14 protein-coding genes are annotated in these 18,430 nt (G+C 74.0%); 4 read left to right on the top strand and 10 right to left on the bottom strand.

Annotated features, from left to right (window positions below; translation table 11 throughout):
* Positions 1-5: 5 nt before the first annotated feature.
* Positions 6-1,643, bottom strand: coding sequence for an ABC-F family ATP-binding cassette domain-containing protein (locus tag ACZ6EJ_RS00275; RefSeq protein WP_469263301.1), 1,638 nt, complete (start codon positions 1,641-1,643; stop codon positions 6-8).
* A 178-nt stretch (positions 1,644-1,821) separates the two neighbouring features.
* On the opposite strand from ACZ6EJ_RS00275, the gene ACZ6EJ_RS00270 reads away from it, so the two are divergent.
* The gene (locus ACZ6EJ_RS00270; protein WP_469263299.1) at positions 1,822-2,754 is read left to right on the top strand and encodes an FAD-dependent oxidoreductase; all 933 of its coding nucleotides are present in this window, start codon (positions 1,822-1,824) and stop codon (positions 2,752-2,754) included.
* 284 nt (positions 2,755-3,038) lie between these two features.
* On the opposite strand, the gene ACZ6EJ_RS00265 is transcribed toward ACZ6EJ_RS00270, so the two are convergent.
* Both ACZ6EJ_RS00265 and ACZ6EJ_RS00260 read right to left on the bottom strand, forming a co-directional pair.
* On the bottom strand, positions 3,039-4,805 hold the full coding sequence (locus ACZ6EJ_RS00265) for a BCCT family transporter (RefSeq protein ID WP_469263297.1): 1,767 nt from the start codon (positions 4,803-4,805) through the stop codon (positions 3,039-3,041).
* A 74-nt stretch (positions 4,806-4,879) separates the two neighbouring features.
* Positions 4,880-6,268, bottom strand: coding sequence for a M14 family zinc carboxypeptidase (locus ACZ6EJ_RS00260; protein WP_469263295.1), 1,389 nt, complete (start codon positions 6,266-6,268; stop codon positions 4,880-4,882).
* Between the two features lie 229 nt (positions 6,269-6,497).
* Between ACZ6EJ_RS00260 and ACZ6EJ_RS00255 the strand changes: the two genes are divergently transcribed.
* A complete protein-coding gene (locus ACZ6EJ_RS00255; protein WP_469263293.1) occupies positions 6,498-8,036 on the top strand; it encodes a M1 family metallopeptidase in 1,539 nt (512 codons plus the stop codon).
* A gap of 267 nt (positions 8,037-8,303) precedes the next feature.
* Here ACZ6EJ_RS00255 and ACZ6EJ_RS00250 read toward each other — a convergent pair whose 3' ends face one another.
* On the bottom strand, positions 8,304-9,212 hold the full coding sequence (locus tag ACZ6EJ_RS00250; RefSeq protein ID WP_469263292.1) for an aminoglycoside phosphotransferase family protein: 909 nt from the start codon (positions 9,210-9,212) through the stop codon (positions 8,304-8,306).
* 197 nt (positions 9,213-9,409) lie between these two features.
* On the opposite strand from ACZ6EJ_RS00250, the gene ACZ6EJ_RS00245 reads away from it, so the two are divergent.
* A complete protein-coding gene (locus tag ACZ6EJ_RS00245; protein WP_469263290.1) occupies positions 9,410-10,147 on the top strand; it encodes a MerR family transcriptional regulator in 738 nt (245 codons plus the stop codon).
* 62 nt (positions 10,148-10,209) lie between these two features.
* Here ACZ6EJ_RS00245 and ACZ6EJ_RS00240 read toward each other — a convergent pair whose 3' ends face one another.
* From ACZ6EJ_RS00240 to ACZ6EJ_RS00225, 4 genes are all read right to left on the bottom strand, one after another.
* Positions 10,210-12,381 carry a 3-hydroxyacyl-CoA dehydrogenase NAD-binding domain-containing protein gene (locus ACZ6EJ_RS00240; protein ID WP_469263288.1) on the bottom strand — a complete coding sequence of 724 codons (2,172 nt, stop codon included), beginning with the start codon at positions 12,379-12,381 and terminating at the stop codon, positions 10,210-10,212.
* Between the two features lie 39 nt (positions 12,382-12,420).
* Positions 12,421-13,635 (bottom strand): acetyl-CoA C-acetyltransferase, encoded by a 1,215-nt coding sequence (locus ACZ6EJ_RS00235; RefSeq protein ID WP_469263286.1) that lies wholly within the window; start codon positions 13,633-13,635, stop codon positions 12,421-12,423.
* Between the two features lie 61 nt (positions 13,636-13,696).
* On the bottom strand, positions 13,697-14,839 hold the full coding sequence (locus ACZ6EJ_RS00230; RefSeq protein ID WP_469263284.1) for an acyl-CoA dehydrogenase family protein: 1,143 nt from the start codon (positions 14,837-14,839) through the stop codon (positions 13,697-13,699).
* 9 nt (positions 14,840-14,848) lie between these two features.
* Positions 14,849-16,024, bottom strand: coding sequence for a CaiB/BaiF CoA transferase family protein (locus ACZ6EJ_RS00225; RefSeq protein ID WP_469263282.1), 1,176 nt, complete (start codon positions 16,022-16,024; stop codon positions 14,849-14,851).
* Positions 16,025-16,231: 207 nt separating this feature from the next.
* Between ACZ6EJ_RS00225 and ACZ6EJ_RS00220 the strand changes: the two genes are divergently transcribed.
* The gene (locus tag ACZ6EJ_RS00220; RefSeq protein ID WP_469263280.1) at positions 16,232-17,434 is read left to right on the top strand and encodes a saccharopine dehydrogenase family protein; all 1,203 of its coding nucleotides are present in this window, start codon (positions 16,232-16,234) and stop codon (positions 17,432-17,434) included.
* A gap of 17 nt (positions 17,435-17,451) precedes the next feature.
* Here the strand turns inward: ACZ6EJ_RS00220 and mmpA are convergent, their stop codons facing one another.
* Together mmpA and ACZ6EJ_RS00210 are read right to left on the bottom strand one after the other, a co-directional pair.
* Positions 17,452-17,595: a morphogenic membrane protein MmpA gene (mmpA, locus tag ACZ6EJ_RS00215; protein ID WP_469263278.1), complete on the bottom strand. Its 144-nt coding sequence runs from the start codon at positions 17,593-17,595 to the stop codon at positions 17,452-17,454.
* 67 nt (positions 17,596-17,662) lie between these two features.
* The gene (locus ACZ6EJ_RS00210) at positions 17,663-18,355 is read right to left on the bottom strand and encodes an endonuclease V (protein ID WP_469263276.1); all 693 of its coding nucleotides are present in this window, start codon (positions 18,353-18,355) and stop codon (positions 17,663-17,665) included.
* Between the last annotated feature and the right edge of the window lie 75 nt (positions 18,356-18,430).

The following is an 18,430-nucleotide window of genomic DNA, read 5'->3' as shown; positions in this document are numbered from 1 at the left end:
GCGCCTCAGACTTCCTCGACCCGGCCGTCCGCCACCTCGACACGGCGGGTGGTGCGGACCGCCTCCAGCATCCGCCGGTCGTGCGTGACCAGCAGCAGGGTGCCGGTGTACGTCTCCAGCGCCGCTTCCAACTGCTCGATGGCGGGCAGGTCCAGGTGGTTCGTCGGCTCGTCGAGCACCAGGAGGTTGACCCCCCGGCCCTGGAGCAGGGCGAGCGCGGCGCGGGTGCGCTCACCCGGCGAGAGGCTGGTGGCGGGCCGCGTCACGTGGTCCGCGCGCAGGCCGAACTTGGCGAGCAGGGTGCGCACTTCGGCCGGCTCCGTGTCGGGGACGGCCGCGCAGAACGCGTCGAGCAGCGATTCCGCCCCCAGGAAGAGCTTGCGGGCCTGGTCCACCTCGCCGACGACGACGCCCGAACCGAGCGCCGCGTGACCGGAGTCCAGCGGCAGCCGCTCCAGCAGGGCCGCGAGGAGGGTGGACTTGCCCGCGCCGTTCGCGCCGGTGATGGCGACCCGGTCCGCCCAGTCGACCTGGAGCGAGACCGGCCCGAAGGAGAAGTCGCCGCGCGCCACGCGCGCGTCGCGCAGGGTGGCGACGACGGACCCGGAGCGCGGTGCGGAGGCGATCTCCATCCGCAGCTCCCACTCCTTGCGCGGCTCCTCGACGACGTCGAGGCGCTCGATCATGCGCTGGGTCTGGCGGGCCTTGGCGGCCTGCTTCTCGCTCGCCTCGCTGCGGGCGTTGCGGCCGAGCTTGTCGCCGTCGGTGGCCTTGCGGCGGGCGTTCCGGACGCCCTTGTCCATCCAGGAGCGCTGCATGTGGCCGCGCGCTTCGAGGGCCGCCCTGCGGTCGGCGTACTCCTCGTACCCCTCGCGGGCGTGCCGGCGGGCGGTCTCCCGCTCCTCCAGGTAGGCCGCGTAGCCGCCGCCGTAGAGGTTGATCTGCTGCTGGGCGAGGTCCAGCTCCAGCACCTTGGTGACCGTGCGCATCAGGAACTCGCGGTCGTGGCTGATGACGACGGTGCCCGCGCGCAGGCCCGACACGAACCGCTCCAGGCGCTCCAGCCCGTCGAGGTCGAGGTCGTTGGTCGGCTCGTCGAGCAGGAAGACGTCGTAGCGGGAGAGCAGCAGGGAGGCGAGTCCCGCGCGGGCCGCCTGCCCTCCGGAGAGCGCGGTCATGGGCCGGTCGAGGCCCACGGTCAGCCCCAGCTCGGCGGCGACCTGCTCGGCGCGCTCCTCCAGGTCCGCGCCGCCGAGGGCGAGCCAGCGCTCCAGGGAGTCGGAGTAGGCGTCGTCCGCGCCCGGCGCGCCCTCGACGAGGGCGTTCGTCGCCTCGTCCATGGCGCGCTGGGCGTCGGCGACCCCGGTGCGGCGGGCCAGGAACGCGGCGACCGTCTCGCCCGCGCGCCGCTCCGGCTCCTGCGGGAGGTGGCCGACGGCGGCGGTGGGCGGGGAGAGCCGCAGTTCGCCCTCCTCGGGGCGGTCCAGGCCGGCGAGCAGGCGGAGCAGGGAGGACTTGCCGGCGCCGTTGGCTCCGACGAGACCGATCACGTCTCCGGGGGCGACGACGAGGTCGAGCCCGGCGAAGAGCGTGCGGTCGCCGTGTCCGGCGGCGAGGTCCTTGGCGACGAGGGTGGCAGTCATCAGGGTGCCGATCCTAATCGGCGCCGGGCGGGGCCCGGTCTCGGGGACGGCGGCGAGGTCCGGGGCTCGGGGGCGGGGCCGCCGCGCCGGCGCGGCGCGCGTGCCGTCCGTGTTCCGTTAGCGTCCGTTCCGGGTCCGGCCGCCCACGAGGGGCGGACGCGGCGCCGAGGCGACGGGAGTGAGCGCGGTGGCGGATGTGATCGTGGTGGGCGGCGGTGTCATCGGGCTCACCACCGCCGTGACGCTGGCGGAGCGCGGGCTGCGGGTGCGGGTGTGGTCGCGCGATCCGGCCGGGGCGACGACCTCGGCCGTCGCCGGGGCGCTGTGGTGGCCCTACCGGATCGAGCCGGCGGAGCGGGTCGGCGGCTGGTCGTTGGAGACGCTGGCGGTCTACGAGGAGCTGGCCGCCGCGCCCGAGGAGACGGGGGTGCGGCTGGTGCCGGGGCTGCACTGCGGTGAGCGGTTCGCCGCGCTGGGGGCCTGGGCGGCGGAGCTGAAGGGCGCGGTGGAGACGCCCGAGGGGTTGCGGGTGAGGCTGCCGCTGCTGGACATGCCGGTCCATCTCGCCTGGCTGGAACGCCGGTTGGGCGCGGCGGGCGGAGCGGTGGTGCGGCGGCCGGTGACCGGGTTCGAGGAGGCGGCGGTGCGGAGCCGCGCGGTGGTGAACTGCACGGGGCTGGGAGCGCGGGAGCTGGTGCCCGACGCCGGGGTGCGGCCGGTGCGCGGGCAGTTGGTCCTGGTGGAGAATCCGGGGATCGAGGAGTGGTTCGTCCAGGCGTCCGAGGCGTCGGCCGCGACGACGTACTTCTTCCCGCAGCCGGGCCGGCTGGTGCTGGGCGGCACGGCCGAGGCGGACGATCCGCGCACGGAGCCCGACGGGGGGACGGCTCGGGAGATCGTGGCGCGGTGCGCGCGGGTGCGACCGGAGATCGCCGGCGCGCGGGTCCTCGGTCACCGGGTGGGGCTGCGGCCGGCGCGGGAGGCCGGGGTCAGGATCGAGGCGGAGGCGTCGGCGGGCGGCGGAGTGCTCGTGCACAACTACGGGCACGGCGGCGCGGGCGTGACCGTGGCCTGGGGGTGCGCGCGGGCGGCGGCGGCGCTGGTGGGCTGAGCAGGGCGGCCGACCCGCCCTGCGCTCCCCCGGCCGGTGCTCGTCGCCGCGCGGGAACGCGGGAACACGGGAACACGGGAAGAGCCTCTGGCGCCACGGGGGTCGCCGCGAGCCCTGGCGACCGGCCCCGGCGCGCCACGCTGCGGCGCCCGCAGGCCGGACGGGCCGGGGCGGCCCGGACGGGCCGGCGGCCCAGCCCGTCGCCGCGGGTCCGGGTGGCCGAACGCCCCGGAGCCCGTGACCGTGGACGGTCGCGGGCTCCGGGGCGTTCGGGGGCCTCCCGGTCAGTCGTCCAGGCCCTTCCCCGCGGCGCTGGAGCCGGAGGAGGGTTTGGGCGTGCGGCGCTCGTCCGTCGTGATGGCCGCCGAGCCCGGTCCGATACGGATCTCGAAGTCGCCGTCGTACTTGGTGTGCCCCTCGATCACCGCGGACTCGACCGCTTCCACCCCGAACTCGCGGCGGACGATCTGCGGGTCCTTGCGCAGGTCGCGCATGAGGGCCACGCACATGCCGATCATCACGAGGGTGAAGGGGGCGGCGACCAGGATGGTGAGGTTCTGGAGCCCTTCCAGGGCGTTGTCCTTGCCGTCGCCGATGAGCAGCATGATCGCGGCCACGGCCCCGGTGACGACGCCCCAGAAGACGACCACCCACTTGCCCGGTTCCAGGACGCCCTTCTGGGAGAGGGTGCCCATGACGATCGAGGCGGCGTCCGCGCCGGAGACGAAGAAGATGCCGACCAGGACCATCACCAGGATGCTGGTCACGGTGGCGATCGGGAACTCCTGCAGAACGCCGAAGAGTTGGGCCTCGGGGGTGTCGGCGCCCGTGAGCTTGCCGGCCGCGTCCAGCTTCATGGCCGAGCCGCCGAAGACGGCGAACCAGACCAGGCTGACCGTGCTGGGCACCAGGATGACGCCGCCGACGAACTGGCGGATCGTGCGGCCGCGGCTGATCCGCGCGATGAACATCCCGACGAAGGGCGTCCAGGAGATCCACCAGGCCCAGTAGAAGACCGTCCAACTGCCGAGCCAGTCGGCCACGTCACCGCCGCCGGTCGCCTCCGTGCGGCCGGCGAGCTGCCCCAGGTCGGTGAGGTAGGCGCCGATGGAGGTGGGCAGCAGGTCGAGCATGAAGATCGTGGGTCCGGCGATGAAGACGAACACGATCAGGAGCAGCGCCAGCACCATGTTGGTGTTGGACAGCCACTGGATGCCCTTCTCGACCCCGGAGACGGCGGAGGCGACGAAGCCGACGGTCAGCACCGCGATGATCGCGACGAGGAGGCCGGTGCCGGTCTTCTCCAGCCAGTCCAGCTCCTGGAAGCCGCTGCCGATCTGGAGCGCGCCCAGGCCCAGCGAGGCCGCCGAGCCGAACAGGGTCGCGAAGATGGCCACGATGTCGATGAGGCGGCCGAAGGCGCCGTACGCGTGGCGCTTGCCGATCAGCGGCTCGAAGACCGCGCTGATCGTCTGCCGCCTGCGCCTGCGGTAGGCGCTGTACGCGATGGCGAGCCCGACGACCGCGTAGATCGCCCACGGGTGCAGCGTCCAGTGGAAGAGGGTGGTGGCCATCGCCGTCTGCATGGCCTCGGCCGAGTCGGCGGGGTCGGTGCCCGGCGGCGGGGTGCGGTAGTGGGCCAGGGGCTCGCTCACACCCCAGAACATCAGCCCGATCCCCATCCCGGCGCTGAACATCATCGCGACCCAGGAGACGGTCCGGAACTCGGGCTTCTCGTCCTCCTGGCCGAGGGAGATCCTCCCGTAGCGGCTGACGGCCAGCCACAGGGCGAAGACCACGAACCCGGAGGCCACCAGCATGAAGGCCCAGCCGCCGTTGTGGATGAGCCCGTTGAGCAGCTTGCCGGACGCGGTCTCCAGGGACTCCGTGGCGGTGGCGCCCCAGATGACGAAGGCGAGCGTGAGAGCCGCCGTGACACCGAACACCACCCGGTCCGTGGTGGGGGCCTTGGTGCTGACTGGTTCGGGAGGGAGGTCCGCCGTGACCGCCAACCCCTCCCGTCCATCCGTCGTCTGATCGTCCTGGGACACGCACGACTCCTTTCACTGCGTCTGATAGTCGCCCTCCGCAGGGCAGCCCCATCCCTGCCCCGGATCTCGCAGGATCAACAAAGAGTATCGGCTTGTCCCCTTGTGAGGGGGTATGCGGCCTGCGGATCGAGGAGCAGCGGAACCAACCGGCGAACGGATTGACGCAGCGGCACATATGCGCCACGGGCCCCCCCCTCGTGCGGCCGGACCGCGACGCCGTGCAGGGCCAGCTCGTCGGAGACGTCGGCGTACTGCGCCGCGTCGAGCCGGTAGCCGCACGGCGCGTCGGCGAGGATCTCGGACGCCTCGGCGGGGTCGTTGTCCGCGCCGCCCAGGTGGACCGGCCCACGGTCGGAGAGGCCGGTCAGCCGTGCGAGCGCGGTGGCCGCCCGCAACCGGGCGCCCCGTGCGCGGACGAAGTCGAACAGGCCGGTGAGCGCGGCCCGCTGGGAGTGGGCCCGGCGGCGGTGGTTGAGCGCCGGGTCGGCCTTCTCCGCGTCGCTCAGCGCGTCGGTCCGGGACTCGACGAGGAGTCCGGCGGCGTGCTTGAGCCCGGCGGCGTTGCGCAGGACACGCTCCTGGCCGTCGCCCGCGGTCTGCCGGAGGGGCGCCCCGGTGGCCGGGTCGGTCCAGATCCCGTAATGGCCGCCGCGGTGTCCGCCGGCCGCCGCGGCGGGCCGGACATGACGCTCCGACAGGTCCCGCGAGGCGGCGCGGACCCGGCCGTCGACGTTCGCGTTCCTCGGCCACAGGACGTAGAGGTCGCGGTCGTAGTACGGCGGGGTCGCCCGGTACTCGTGCAGGTCCTGGACGACGTCCGGCCGCTCGTCGCGCAGCACGGCGGCGATCGCCCGCGCCTCGGCGGTCCGCAGCGCGATGTGGTCCCGGTTGACGTCGGCGCCCGCGGCGTTGCCCCGCGTGTTCGCGGCACGCCCGTCGGGGTTGGCCGTGGGGAGCACCAGCAGGTGCGCACGGGCCAGGAAGGCGGCGGTGGCGGGGTCCTCGGCGTACGCCAGATCGCGGACGGTCGTCAGACACGCCTCGCGCCCGGCGGGTTCGTCGCCGTGCTGGCCGCAGACCAGCAGCACGCGGACGGCGGCGGGGTGCGGGCGGCCGACGCGGACGAGCCGGAGGGGGCGGCCCTGCCCGGTGGCGCCGATCCGCTCCACCGACACCCGCGCGCTGCCCCGGTCCACCGCGGCGAGGAAGGACCGCTCCTCCGCCTCACCGGTCCACCGCTCCCCGCCGCTCGTCTCGAACCCGGTGCGCGGCGGGCGCGGCGCGGCCTCCGCGGGCACCAGGGCGACCGGCAGGGCGAGGGCCGTGAGCGCCACCGCCGCGGCGGTCCGGCGCACCGCCCCCGCGCGGCGGCACGGAGGCGCCTCACGGGGCCGGGCGGGGCCGGCGGCCGGCACGGGACGCGGGCGCGGGCCGAGCAGGCGCAGGGCGCGGGCGACGGTCATCGGCGGCTGCCTCCCGGAGTACGGGGGCGGGCAACGCCGCCCGCGGCCCCTGGCGTGTGCGGACGGTACCCCGGCCGGCTCCCGGGGAACAGGGTGATCACTGCCCAGCGTGACGGCGGAATGGCGATCATGTGACGGAACCGCCGGAAACGGGCCCGCCCGCCCGGTTCCTGCATAGCCTCGTCGCAACCGGTCGGAAGATCATCCGTCCCGACGACGTGGAGATGGCGTGCACCGCAGATTGATCGTCCCCAGCGCCCTGGCGGCCACCCTCCTGCTGGCGATCCCGGCAGCGGCGGCACCGGGCGCCGTGGGCGAACCCGGTATCGGCGACCCCTACTACCCGGCCGCCGGCAACGGCGGCTACGACGTGTCCCATTACGACCTGCGGCTGAAGTACCAGCCCGCGACCGACCTGCTGGAGGGCACGGCGACGATCCTCGCCACCACCACGCGGGAACTGGCCCGATTCAACCTCGACTTCGGGCTCGCCGTCTCCGAGGTGCGGGTCAACGGCAGGAAGGCCCGCTTCGCCACGAGCGGCGACCACGAGTTGGAGATCACCCCGGCGACCCCCCTCGGGCGCGGCAAGGACGTGTCGGTGGTCGTCCGGTACGCCGGAAAGCCCTCCGAGCTGAAGATCGACGGCTGGACCGCCTGGGCCAGGACCCCGGACGGCGGCGTCGCCGCGCAGGAACCGGACTCGGCGGTGTGGTGGTACCCGAGCAACGACCACCCGCTGGACAAGGCCACGTACGACGTGTCGGTCTCCGTGCCCGACGGCACCCAGGCGATCAGCAACGGCGTGCTCCAGTCGCGGAGTTCGAAGCTCGGCTGGACCCGCTTCGTGTGGCGTTCCGACAAGCCGCAGGCCTCGTACCTGACGACGCTGGCCGTCGGGAAGTTCGACATCACGACCGACACGACCGCGAACGGCCTGCCGGTGGTGAACGCCTACAGCAAGGACCTCGGCCCCCACGCCGGTGCGGCCCGCGCGAGCGTCGAGCGGACCGCGGAGGTCGCGGAGTGGCTGACCGAGGTGTTCGGCCCGTACCCGTTCAACGCGCTGGGCGGGTACGTGCCCAACGTGACGAGCGGTTTCGCCCTGGAGACCCAGACCCGGCCCTTCTACAGCCCGCGGCAGTTCGCGAACGGCTCCAACGTCTCGGTCGTCGTCCACGAGCTGGCCCACCAGTGGTACGGCGACAGCGTGTCGGTCGAGGGCTGGAAGGACATCTGGATCAACGAGGGCTTCGCCCGGTACAGCCAGTGGCTCTGGTCGGAGAAGGAGGGCGAGGGCACCGCTCGGGAGCTGGCGGACTACACGTACGCCCAGCACCCGGCCGACGACCCGTTCTGGAAGGTGCGGCCGGGCGATCCGGGCCCGGACAAGCAGTTCGACATCGCCGTCTACGACCGGGGCGCCCTCGCGCTCCAGGTGCTGCGCGACGAGGTCGGCGACGAGACGTTCTTCGAGCTGCTGCGGGGCTGGCCGGCCGAGCACGCGTACGGCAACGCGAACGTCGGCGACTTCGTCCGGTACGCGGAGCGGGTCTCGGGCAAGCCGCTGGCCGCCCTCTTCGACGCCTGGCTGTACCGGCCGTCGCGGCCGGTCCTGCCGGCCGCGACCGGCGCGGACACCGCCGGGGCGGCCCGGACGGCGGCCGTGCGGCCCGCGCGGCCGGCGTCCTGGAAGAGGATCGCGGCGACGAACAGCGTCCACGACCACGCCGACCGCGGCCACCGGGCCCACGGCGACCACCGCTGAGGGCCGCGCCCGCGCCGGGTCGCGGCGCGGGCGGGACCAGCCGCCCCGGAGGGCCCCGGCCCTCCGGGGCGGCAAGCGGTCCCACGGAGCCGTCGCCGCGCCCCTCGCGGCGACGGCTCCGTGCGTCGGTCCCCGGCAGGCGGCGGAGGCGTCGGCGCGTGCGGCGCAGGGCCCGCCTTCTGGGTCCGAGGGCCGGAGCCGGTCCGCCGCGCTCACACCGTCACGCCCGCCCGCGGGCAGGCGGAAGGGAAGCCGCGCGGGGCCGGTTCACCGCTCCCCCGCGGCCCCCAGGATCGCGTGCAGACGCGCCAGGCACTCGCTGACGAAGGACGGATGGACGCCCCAGTAGTAGGCCACCCCGCTGACTCCGACGGCGATGGCCCACGCTCGGGCACGCGACCAGGTCGCGTCGTCCAGGCCCAGGGCGTCCCGGTACGCCTGCCGCGCCTCGGGCGGAAGGTCCCACACAGGGGCGTGCTCGGCGTCGGGAAGGCCGACCGAGAGGCCCCCGAAGTCGATGACGGCGTGCAGCCTGCCCCGCTGGACCAGGATGTTGCTGGGTTTGAGGTCGCCGTGGAGCCACACGTGGCGGGCGGGCGGCTCGGGCAGGGCGAGCGCGCTGCGCCACAGGCGCCGCAGACGCGGGACGTCGAGGTCGAGGCCGTGGATCGCTCGGCAGTCGTCGAGGCTTCCGCCGACCCACCGGTCGCACGCGTGCAGGCCGCCGCCCCGGTACGAGCTGAGCCCGTCCCGGCGGACCGCCCCCATGAGAGGGGTGGAGTGCAGGCTCCGCACGATCGCCGCCAGGTCGCCCCCGAAGGCGGCCCAGTCCGTGACCGACTCCGGGCCGGCCTCGGCGCCGTCGATCCAGCGGTACACCGACCAGGCGAGCGGGAACGCGGCGCTCGGCGCGCCCTCGTGCACCGGCTCCGGGACGCGGCGGGCAAGACGCGGCGCCAGCCGCGGCAGCCACGTCTGCTCCTTGCGCACGGCCTGCGCGTTGTCCGCGGTGCGCGGGAGCCGTACGAGCAGGTGGTCGCCGAGCCGGTACATCGTGTTGTCCGTGCCCGCGCCGGCCGGCGCGACCGGGAGGTCGGCCCACTCCGGTCGCTGCTCCCGCAGCAGTGACCGTACGACCGCCTCGCCCGCGGGGATCTCGTTCTCATGAAGTCTCACGGTGCGACCCTTCTCCCCGGGGCGCCGCCCCCGCCAGTGGTTTTCCCGAGGCGGCCGCCGTCCGGACGCGCATCCGCGGGGTGCCGCGCGGCGTCGCGGATCGTCGGGGCGGCTCCGGGGTGGACGGCGCGGCGGTGGTGGCGGACACTTTCACAGCAGTGGTGAGACACCAGCACTGTTCGATATGAGGAGCAGAGATGGCGACGGGGACCGACGAGCCGACGCTCACGGTGGACGAGCTGGCGGCGCGCGCCGGCGTCACCGTGCGCACCGTGCGGTTCTACAGCACCCGAGGGCTGCTGCCGCCCCCCGTCATCGGGCCCCGCCGGGTGGGTCACTACGGGCCGGACCACCTCTCCCGGCTCGCGCTGATCGAGGAGCTCCAGCACCAGGGCATGACGCTGGCCGCCATCGAACGCTACCTGGAGCAGCTACCGCCCGACCTGAGCGCCCACGATCTGGCGATCCACCGGGCGCTGGTGGCGTCCTGGGCGCCGGACAGGACCGAGGAGGCCACGCGGGCCGAGCTGGAGCGGCGGGCCGGGCGGGCGCTGTCGGAGCCGGACGTGGAGCGGCTGGCGGCGATGGGCGTGCTGACGCCCCCTCGGGAGGAGGGCGGCGACTACCGGGTGGACCTGGGGCTGCTGCGGCTCGGGGTGGAGCTGCTGGACGTGCCGATCGCGCACGAGACGATCCTGGCGGCGCGGACCGTCCTGCTGGAGCACACGCGGGCGGCCGCGCAGGAGCTGACCCGGCTGTTCCGGGACGAGGTGTGGAACCCGTACCGGGAGCGCGAGGGCGACCCGGAGCACGTGGCGGCGATGAAGTCGCTCTCGGCCGACATGCAGCCGATCGTGGTGCAGGCCCTCCTGACGGCGTTCCAGCGGTCGCTGAAGGAGGAGCTGCGGGCCGCGTTCACCGACGGGCGGGGCTGAACGCGGCCCGTGCGGACGCGTCGCGGGCGGCGGACGGGCGCGGCCCGCCGCCGCCCGTCCGCTCAGTCGTGGAAGGTCTCGCCCTTCTCCGCCTTCTCCACCAGCAGCGCGGGCGGCAGGAACCGGTCGCCGTAGCGCGCGGCGAGTTCCCGCGCGCGGGCCGTGAAGCCGGGCAGGCCGCCCTCGTAGCCGTTGATGTACTGGAGCACGCCGCCGGTCCACGGCGGGAAGCCGATGCCCATGATGGAGCCGATGTTGGCGTCGGCGACGGAGGTGAGGACGTTCTCCTCCAGGCAGCGGACGCTGTCCAGGGCCTCGGAGAAGAGCATCCGCTCCTTCATGTCCTCGAACGGCACGTCGGCGTCGGGCCGGGTGAAGTGCTCGCGCAGTCCGGGCCAGAGACCGGTGCGCGTGCCGTCCTCGTCGTAGTCGTAGAAGCCCGCGCCGCCGCTGCGCCCCGGACGCCCGTACACGTCGACCATGCGGTCGACGACCTCGTCGGCGGGGTGCGCGGGCCAGACGCCGCCGGCCTCCTCCACCGCGCGCTTCGTCTCGTCGCGGATCCTGCGCGGCAGGGTCAGCGTCAGCTCGTCCATCAGGGAGAGCACCTTGGCCGGGTAGCCGGACTGGGCGGCGGCCTGCTCGACCGACGCGGGTTCGACGCCCTCGCCGACCATGGCGACGCCCTCGTTGATGAACCGGCCGATGACGCGGGAGGTGAAGAAGCCGCGCGAGTCGTTGACGACGATCGGCGTCTTCTTGATGCGGCGCACCAGGTCGAAGGCGCGGGCCAGCGCCTCGTCGCCGGTCCGCTCGCCCTTGATGATCTCGACGAGGGGCATCTTGTCGACGGGCGAGAAGAAGTGCAGCCCGATGAAGTCGGCGGGCCGCGACACGCCTTCGGCCAGCACGGTGATCGGCAGCGTGGAGGTGTTGGAGCAGAGCAGCGCGTCGGGCTCGACGACGTCCTGGATCTCCTGGAAGACCTTGTGCTTGAGCGCGGTGTCCTCGAAGACGGCCTCGATCACCGCGTCGCAGCCCGCGAGGTCGGCCGGGTCGCCGGTCGGGGTGATCCGGGCCAGCAGCGCGTCCCGGTCGGCCTCGGTCGTCCGGCCTCGGGAGAGCGCCTTGGCGAGCAGCTTCTCGCTGTACGCCTTGCCCTTGGCGGCCGCTTCGGCGGAGACGTCCTTCAGGACGACGTCGATGCCGGCGCGGGCGCAGGAGTAGGCGATGCCCGCGCCCATCATCCCGGCGCCGAGGACGGCGACCTTGCGGACGGGGCGCTCGGGGACGCCCGCGGGGCGGTTGGCCCCCGCGTTGACGGCCTGGAGGTCGAAGAAGAACGCCTGGATCATGTTCTTGGCGACCTGGCCGGTGACCAGGTCGGTGAAGTACCGGCTCTCGATGGTCAGGGCGGTCTCGAAGTCGACCTGCGCCCCCTCGACGGCCGCCGCGAGGATGTTGCGGGGCGCGGGCATGGGCGCGCCCGCGAGCTGCTTCTTGAGGTTGGCCGGGAAGGCGGGCAGGTTGGCGGCGAAGCGCGGGTGGGACGGGGTGCCGCCGGGGATCTTGTAGCCCTTGGCGTCCCAGGGCTGCTGGGACTCGGGGTGGGCGTCGATGAAGGCGCGGGCCTTGTCGAGCATCTCCTCGCGGGTGGCGGCGACCTCGTGGACGAGGCCGTTCTCCAGGGCGCGCCGGGGGGTGTACTGGGTGCCCTGGAGGAGGACCTTGAGCAGGGCGTCGGCGATGCCCATCAGGCGTACGGTCCGGGTGAGGCCGCCGCCGGCCGGGAGGAGTCCGAGGGTGACCTCGGGCAGGCCGATGCGGGAGCCGGGGGCGTCCAGCGCGACGCGGTGGTGGGCGGTGAGCGCGATCTCGTAACCGCCGCCCAGGGCCGCTCCGTTGATGGCGGCGACGACGGGTTTGCCGAGGGTCTCGATGCGGCGCAGGGACTTCTTGATCGCCAGGCTGGTCTCGAAGGCGGCCCGCGCGTCCTGCGGGCCGATCCTGATCAGGTCCTTGAGGTCGCCGCCCGCGAAGAAGGTCTTCTTGGCGGAGGTGTAGACGATGCCGCGGATGGAGTCCTTCTCGGCCTCGGCGCGCTCGGCGACGGCCGCGATGGAGTCCTGGAAGGCCCGGTTCATCGTGTTGGCGGACTGGTCGGGGTCGTCCAGGACGAGGGTGACGACGCCGGTGGCGTCCTGTTCCCAGCGGATGGTCGTGCTCTGGCTCATAGGGGTGTCTTCTCCGTAAGCAGGGGTCGGCCGGGGCGGTCAGAGGCGTTCGACGACGGTGGCGACGCCCATGCCGCCGCCGACGCAGAGGGTGACGAGGCCGAACCGCTGGTCGCGCCGCTCCAGTTCGTCGATGACCGTGCCGAGGATCATCGCGCCGGTCGCGCCGAGGGGGTGGCCCAGGGCGATGGCGCCGCCGTTGACGTTGACCTTGTCCAGGGAGAGGCCCATGTCCTTGACGAAGCGCAGGACGACTCCGGCGAAGGCCTCGTTGATCTCGACGAGGTCGATGTCGTCGATGGTCAGCCCGGCCTTGGCGAGGGCCTTGCGGGTGGCGGGGGCGGGTCCGGTGAGCATGATGGTGGGCTCGGAGCCGGAGACGGCGGCGGAGACGACGCGGGCGCGCGGGGTCAGGCCGTAGCGCTCGCCGACCTCGCGCGAGCCGATGGCGACCAGGGCGGCGCCGTCGACGATGCCGGAGGAGTTGCCCGCGTGGTGGACGTGGTCGATCCTCTCGACCCAGTGGTACTTCTGGAGCGCCACCGCGTCGAAGCCGCCCATCTCGCCGATGCCCGCGAACGAGGGCTTGAGCCCGGCGAGGGAGTCGGCGGTGGTGCCGGGGCGCATGTGCTCGTCGTGGTCGAGGACGGTCAGGCCGTTGCGGTCCCGGACCGGGACGACGGAGCGGGCGAAGCGGCCGTCCTTCCACGCCTCGGCGGCGCGCTCCTGGGAGAGCGCGGCGTACTCGTCGACGTCGCGGCGGCTGAAGCCCTCGATGGTGGCGATGAGGTCGGCGCCGATGCCCTGGGGGGCGAAGCCGGTCTGGAAGCTGGTCATCGGGTCCATCGCCCAGGCGCCGCCGTCCGAGCCCATCGGCACCCGTGACATGGACTCGACGCCGCCGGCGAGGATGAGGTCCTCCCAGCCGGAGCGGACCTTGGCGGCGGCCAGGTTGACCGCTTCCAGGCCCGAGGCGCAGAAGCGGTTCTCCTGGACGCCGGCGACGGAGTCTGGGAGTCCGGCGGCGATCGCGGCGATCCGGGCGATGTCGGAGCCCTGGTCGCCGATCGGGCTGACCACGCCGAGGACGATGTCGTCGATGGCGGCCGGGTCGAGGTCCGGGAGGCGGCGCCGCATCTCGTGGATGAGGCCGACGACCAGGTCGATCGGCTTGGTGCCGTGCAGGGCCCCGTTGGCCTTGCCGCGCCCGCGCGGGGTGCGGATCGCGTCGTAGACGAATGCTTCGGTACTCAAGTCGGCTGCCTTTCGGGCGTGTTCGGGTCAGGGAGGAGGGGGTCCGGGAGAGGAAGGGGGGTCAGGCGAGCAGCGAGCGGCCGATGATCTCCTTCATGATCTCGGTCGTGCCGCCGTAGATGGTCTGGATGCGGCCGTCGGTGAACGCCCTGGCGACCGGGTACTCGCTCATGTAGCCGTACCCCCCGTGGAGTTGGAGGCACCGGTCGGCGACGCGCTTGTGCAGTTCGGTGGCCCACCACTTGGCCATGGAGGCGTGCACGGCGTCCAGGACGCCGTCGGAGTGGTCGACGACGCACCGGTCCAGGAAGGCGCGGGTGACGGCGCACTCGGTGGCCATCTCCGCTATCTCGAAGCGGATGTGCTGGAGCTTGGAGAGGGGGCGCCCGAAGGCCTCGCGCTCCTTGACGTACCGGGTGGTGATCTCCAGCAGGTGTTCGGCTCCGGCGATGGCGGCGACGGCGATGCCCATGCGCTCCTGGGCCAGGTTGGTCATCAGGTGGACGAAGGCGCCGTCGCGTTCGCCGAGGAGGTGGTCCTTGGGGACGCGCACGTCGTGGAAGAACAGCTCGGCGGTGTCCTGGGACTTCTGGCCGATCTTGTCGAGGTTGCGGCCCCGCTCGAACCCCTCGGCGCCGCGCTCGACGACGATCAGGGAGAGTCCCTTGGCCCCGCCCTCGGGGGTGGTCTTCGCCACCACGATCACCAGGTCGGCGAGGATGCCGTTGGAGATGAAGGTCTTGGAGCCGTTGAGCAGCCAGTGGTCGCCCTTGTCCTCGGCGGTGGTGCGGATGCCCTGGAGGTCGGAGCCGGCGCCCGGTTCGGTCATGGCGATCGCGGTGATCGTCTCGCCGCTGCAGAACCCCGGCAGCCAGCGGCGCTTCTGCTCCTCGGTGGCCAGGCCGGTCAGATAGGGGCCGATGATGTCGTTGTGGAGGCCGACCGCGAGCCCGGCGACCCCCGCTCGGGTGAACTCCTCGGCGAGGACCGCGCTGTAGCGGAAATCGGTGCTGCCGCCGCCTCCGTACTCCTCCGGGACGGCGAGGCCGAGCAGCCCCGCCCGCCCGGCGGCGAGCCAGGCGTCGCGGGAGACGATGCCGTCCCGCTCCCACTGGTCGTAGTGGGGCAGGACCTCCTTGGCCAGGAAGGCCCGGACGGTCTCGCGGAACGCGTCGTGCTCCTCGGTGAAGATCTGCCGCTGCACAAGGTCTCCTCAGGGGTGTCGGTCGGTCGGGGCGGGGGCGGGGTGCTGGGCGGGGTGCGGCCCCTCGGCCGCCAGGCCGGGCACCTCCCAGTCGGCGGCGACGGCCGCGGTGTCGGCGCCGGGCAGCGCGGGTCCGCTCCGAACGGAGACGGGGGTGGCGGAGAAGCGCGGCGCCGGTGCGGGCTGGGTGAGGCCGCCGTGCTCGACGAACGTGGCGCGGGCGGCGAGGTGCGGGTGGTGCGGGGCCTCGCGGAGCGTCAGGACGGGCGCCACGCAGGCGTCGGACCCGTCGAACACCTCGGCCCACTCCTCGCGCGTCCGGGTGCGGAAGCGGTCGGCGACGGCGGTGCGCAGCTCGTCCCAGCGGGCGAGGTCACCGCGGTCGGGGGCGGTCTCCGCGATGCCCAGGAGCTGGACGAACTCCGTGTAGAACCGCTGCTCCAGGGGGCCCACGGCCATGTACCGCCCGTCGGAGGTCGCGTAGGAGCCGTAGAACGGGCATCCGCCGTCCAGGAGGTTCGCGCCGCGCCGGTCCTGCCAGCTCCCGGCCGCCAGCATCCCGTGGATCATCGTGGAGAGGTGGGCGGCGCCGTCGACGATGGCCGCGTCCACCACCTGGCCCGCGCCGCCGGGCGTACGGGCGTGGTGGAGGGCGGCGAGGACGCCGACGACGAGGTAGAGCGAACCGCCCGCGTAGTCGCCGAGCAGGTTGGCGGGGACGGCGGGCGGTTCGTCGGGGCCGCCGATCATGGACAGGGCGCCGGTGAGGGCGATGTAGGCGATGTCGTGCCCGGCGCGGTCGGCGAGCGGCCCCTGCTGGCCCCAGCCCGTCATCCGGCCGTAGACCAGGCGCGGGTTGCGGGCGAGGCAGGCGTCGGGGCCGACGCCGAGCCGCTCCGCCACGCCGGGGCGGTAGCCCTCGATCAGGACGTCCGCGCGTTCGGCGAGGTCCAGCACGCGGGCCGGGCCGTCGTCGCTCTTGAGGTCGATGAGGACGGAGCGCTTGTTGCGGTTGGTGAGGTCGTACGCGGGGTCGACGCCCAGCGCCGGGCCGCCCGGCCGGTCGACGCGTACGACGTCGGCCCCGAGGTCCGCCAGCAGCATCGCGGCGAACGGTCCGGGGCCGATCCCCGCCAGTTCGACCACGCGCACACCGGTCAGCGGGCCGTGCGCGGTGCTTGCCATCCGTGACCCCCAAGGGTGTGACACAACCGATGTAACATCAGTGATGCTAAGAAGGCGCCCGGTTCCGCACAACCCCTCGGGCCGAGCGGGCGCCCGGACGCCGGTCGCGGTCCTCGCGCCGATCCTCCCGCCCGGCCGGTGGCCGCCGCGGGACCTCCGCTACCCTCTGGCTGCCATGTCGGCGGCCGGTCCCCAGCGGAGGTACTCGTGAACAGGCAGAACGACGCGACACGCCCCTGGGACGTCGTCCTGTTCGGGGCGACCGGCTTCGTGGGGGCGCTCACCGCCGCATACCTCGCCTCCCACGCCCCCGACCGCCTCCGCTGGGCGCTGGCGGGGCGCAGCCGGAGCAAGCTGGAGCGGCTGCGCGACCGGCTCACCGCGATCGAGCCGCGCTGCGCCGGCCTTCGGCTGCTGGAGACCGACGCGGACGACGCGCGGGCCCTGGCCGAACTGGCCGCCTCCACACGGGTGCTGGCCTCGACGGTCGGCCCGTACGTCCGCCACGGCGGCAAGCTGGTCGCCGCCTGCGCCGAGGCCGGGACGGACTACGCCGACCTCACCGGCGAGGCGGAGTTCATCGACCGGACGTACGTGGACCACGACGCGCGGGCCCGCGAGACCGGGGCGCGCCTGGTGCACGCCTGCGGGTTCGACTCCGTGCCGCACGATCTGGGGGTGTACTTCACCGTGCGGCGCCTGCCCGAGGGCGTGCCGCTCACCGTCGACGGCTTCGTCCGCACGAACGCCGTGTTCTCCGGCGGGACGTTCGCCTCCGCGCTGACCGCGATGGGCCGGGGCCCGCAGATGCTGGCCGCCGCCCGCGAACGCCGGCTGCACGAGCCGCGCCTGGTCGGCCGCCGCGTGCGGACCCCCGCCGGGGCGCCGCACTTCAGCGGGGCCACCGGGACCTGGGCGCTGCCGCTGCCGACCGTGGACCCCGCGATCGTGGGCCGCTCCGCGCGCTCCCTGGAGCGGTACGGCCCCGACTTCCGCTACCGGCACTTCGCCTCGGTCAAAACCCTGCCGATGGCCCTCGGAGGCCCCGCCGCCGTCGGCGCCCTGGTCGCCGCCGCGCAGGTGGAGGGCGTACGGGAGTGGCTCGCGGGACGTTACGCGTCGGGGCGGGGGCCGGACGAGCGGCGGCGCGAGCGGAGCTGGTTCACCGTCCGCTTCGTCGGCGAGGGCGGTGGCCGGCGGGTCCTCACGGAGGTGTCCGGCGGCGATCCGGGCTACGGCGAGACCGCGAAGATGCTCGCGGAGTCCGCGCTGTGCCTGGCCCTGGACACCCTGCCGGAGACCTCCGGGCAGGTCACCACGGCGGTGGCGATGGGCGACGCGCTGCTGGAGCGGCTGACGGCGGCGGGGCTGCGCTTCCGGGTCGCGGCGGAGCGGGCCGGCGGGCGGTGAGCCGGGGCGGGCGGGGCCTAGAACGCCCAACTCACCAGCGTGTAGAGCATCGCGCCGAGCCAGACCAGGCCGGCGCTCCCGCCCAGGAGCAGGCCCAGCGCCGTGCGGCGCTGGGCGGGGCCGAGGGATGCGGTGCGTACGGCTGTGCGAGAGGTGGTCATGTGTCTCAGCCTCTCCAGCGGTCGGGGCGCGCGCATCCGTACACGTACTCAGATCGGCCCCTCCGGCTCAGGCGGTCGCCTCCCGCAGGGTCTGGCGGCACAGGGCGTCCGCCCGGCGGGTGCTCTCCGGCTGGCGGTAGCGGCCGGAGAGGCGGAGCGTGTGCGCGCAGGCGTTGTCGAGGCTGACGCGGTGGCCCACCGAGACGAAGACCGGGTTGGTGTTCTCCTGGGTGCGCAGCGCCCGGCCCACCACCTCGTCGCCGTCCAGCAGGGGGGAGGAGTCGCCGCGGCGGGGGCCGGGGGCCTCGTAGGTGAAGGTGAACGGGTTCTTGCCGACGCCGATCACCGGGAGCCCGGTGAGCACGCCGAGGTGGCTGGCGAGCCCGAAGCGGCGCGGGTGGGCCAGGCCGTATCCGTCGCAGACGACGAGTCCGGGGTCGGCGGTCAGCGCGTCCAGGGCCTCCAGGACCGCGGGGATCTCCCGGAAGGCGAGCAGTCCGGGGACGTAGGGGAAGGCGATCTTGCCGACGGCGGTGGCCTCGTCGACCGTCTCCAGCGTCGCGGCGTCCAGCACGACGGCCGCCGCGACGACGACGTCCCTCTCCTCGTCGTACGCCACGTCCACCCCGGTGACCAGCCCCGTTCCGGGCTCCGGTCCCGGCTCGTCCAGGATCACCCGGCCGCGCAGCCGGTCCTGGAGCGCCCGGCCCTCGGCTTCGTCGGCGGGGGTCTCGTGGGCGGGGATGGGGGAGGTCGTCATGTCCGGAAGCTTATGCGGTGGCGCGCGGCCGCCCGTCGCGCGGCGCTTCGGCCCGGCCGGAGGAAAGAAAAGGAG

The sequence above is a fragment of the Streptomyces sp. NPDC041970 genome, from assembly GCF_055588985.1.
This window is presented reverse-complemented; position numbering and strand designations above follow the sequence as displayed.

Coding starts and splice junctions, on each gene's coding strand:
- ACZ6EJ_RS00275 (WP_469263301.1), bottom strand. CDS start 1,643: ATGACTGCCACCCTCGTCGCCAAGGACCTCGCCGCCGGACACGGCGAC.
- ACZ6EJ_RS00225 (WP_469263282.1), bottom strand. CDS start 16,024: ATGGCAAGCACCGCGCACGGCCCGCTGACCGGTGTGCGCGTGGTCGAA.
- mmpA (WP_469263278.1), bottom strand. CDS start 17,595: ATGACCACCTCTCGCACAGCCGTACGCACCGCATCCCTCGGCCCCGCC.
- ACZ6EJ_RS00260 (WP_469263295.1), bottom strand. CDS start 6,268: ATGACCGTCGCCCGCGCCCTGCGCCTGCTCGGCCCGCGCCCGCGTCCC.
- ACZ6EJ_RS00210 (WP_469263276.1), bottom strand. CDS start 18,355: ATGACGACCTCCCCCATCCCCGCCCACGAGACCCCCGCCGACGAAGCC.
- ACZ6EJ_RS00245 (WP_469263290.1), top strand. CDS start 9,410: ATGGCGACGGGGACCGACGAGCCGACGCTCACGGTGGACGAGCTGGCG.
- ACZ6EJ_RS00240 (WP_469263288.1), bottom strand. CDS start 12,381: ATGAGCCAGAGCACGACCATCCGCTGGGAACAGGACGCCACCGGCGTC.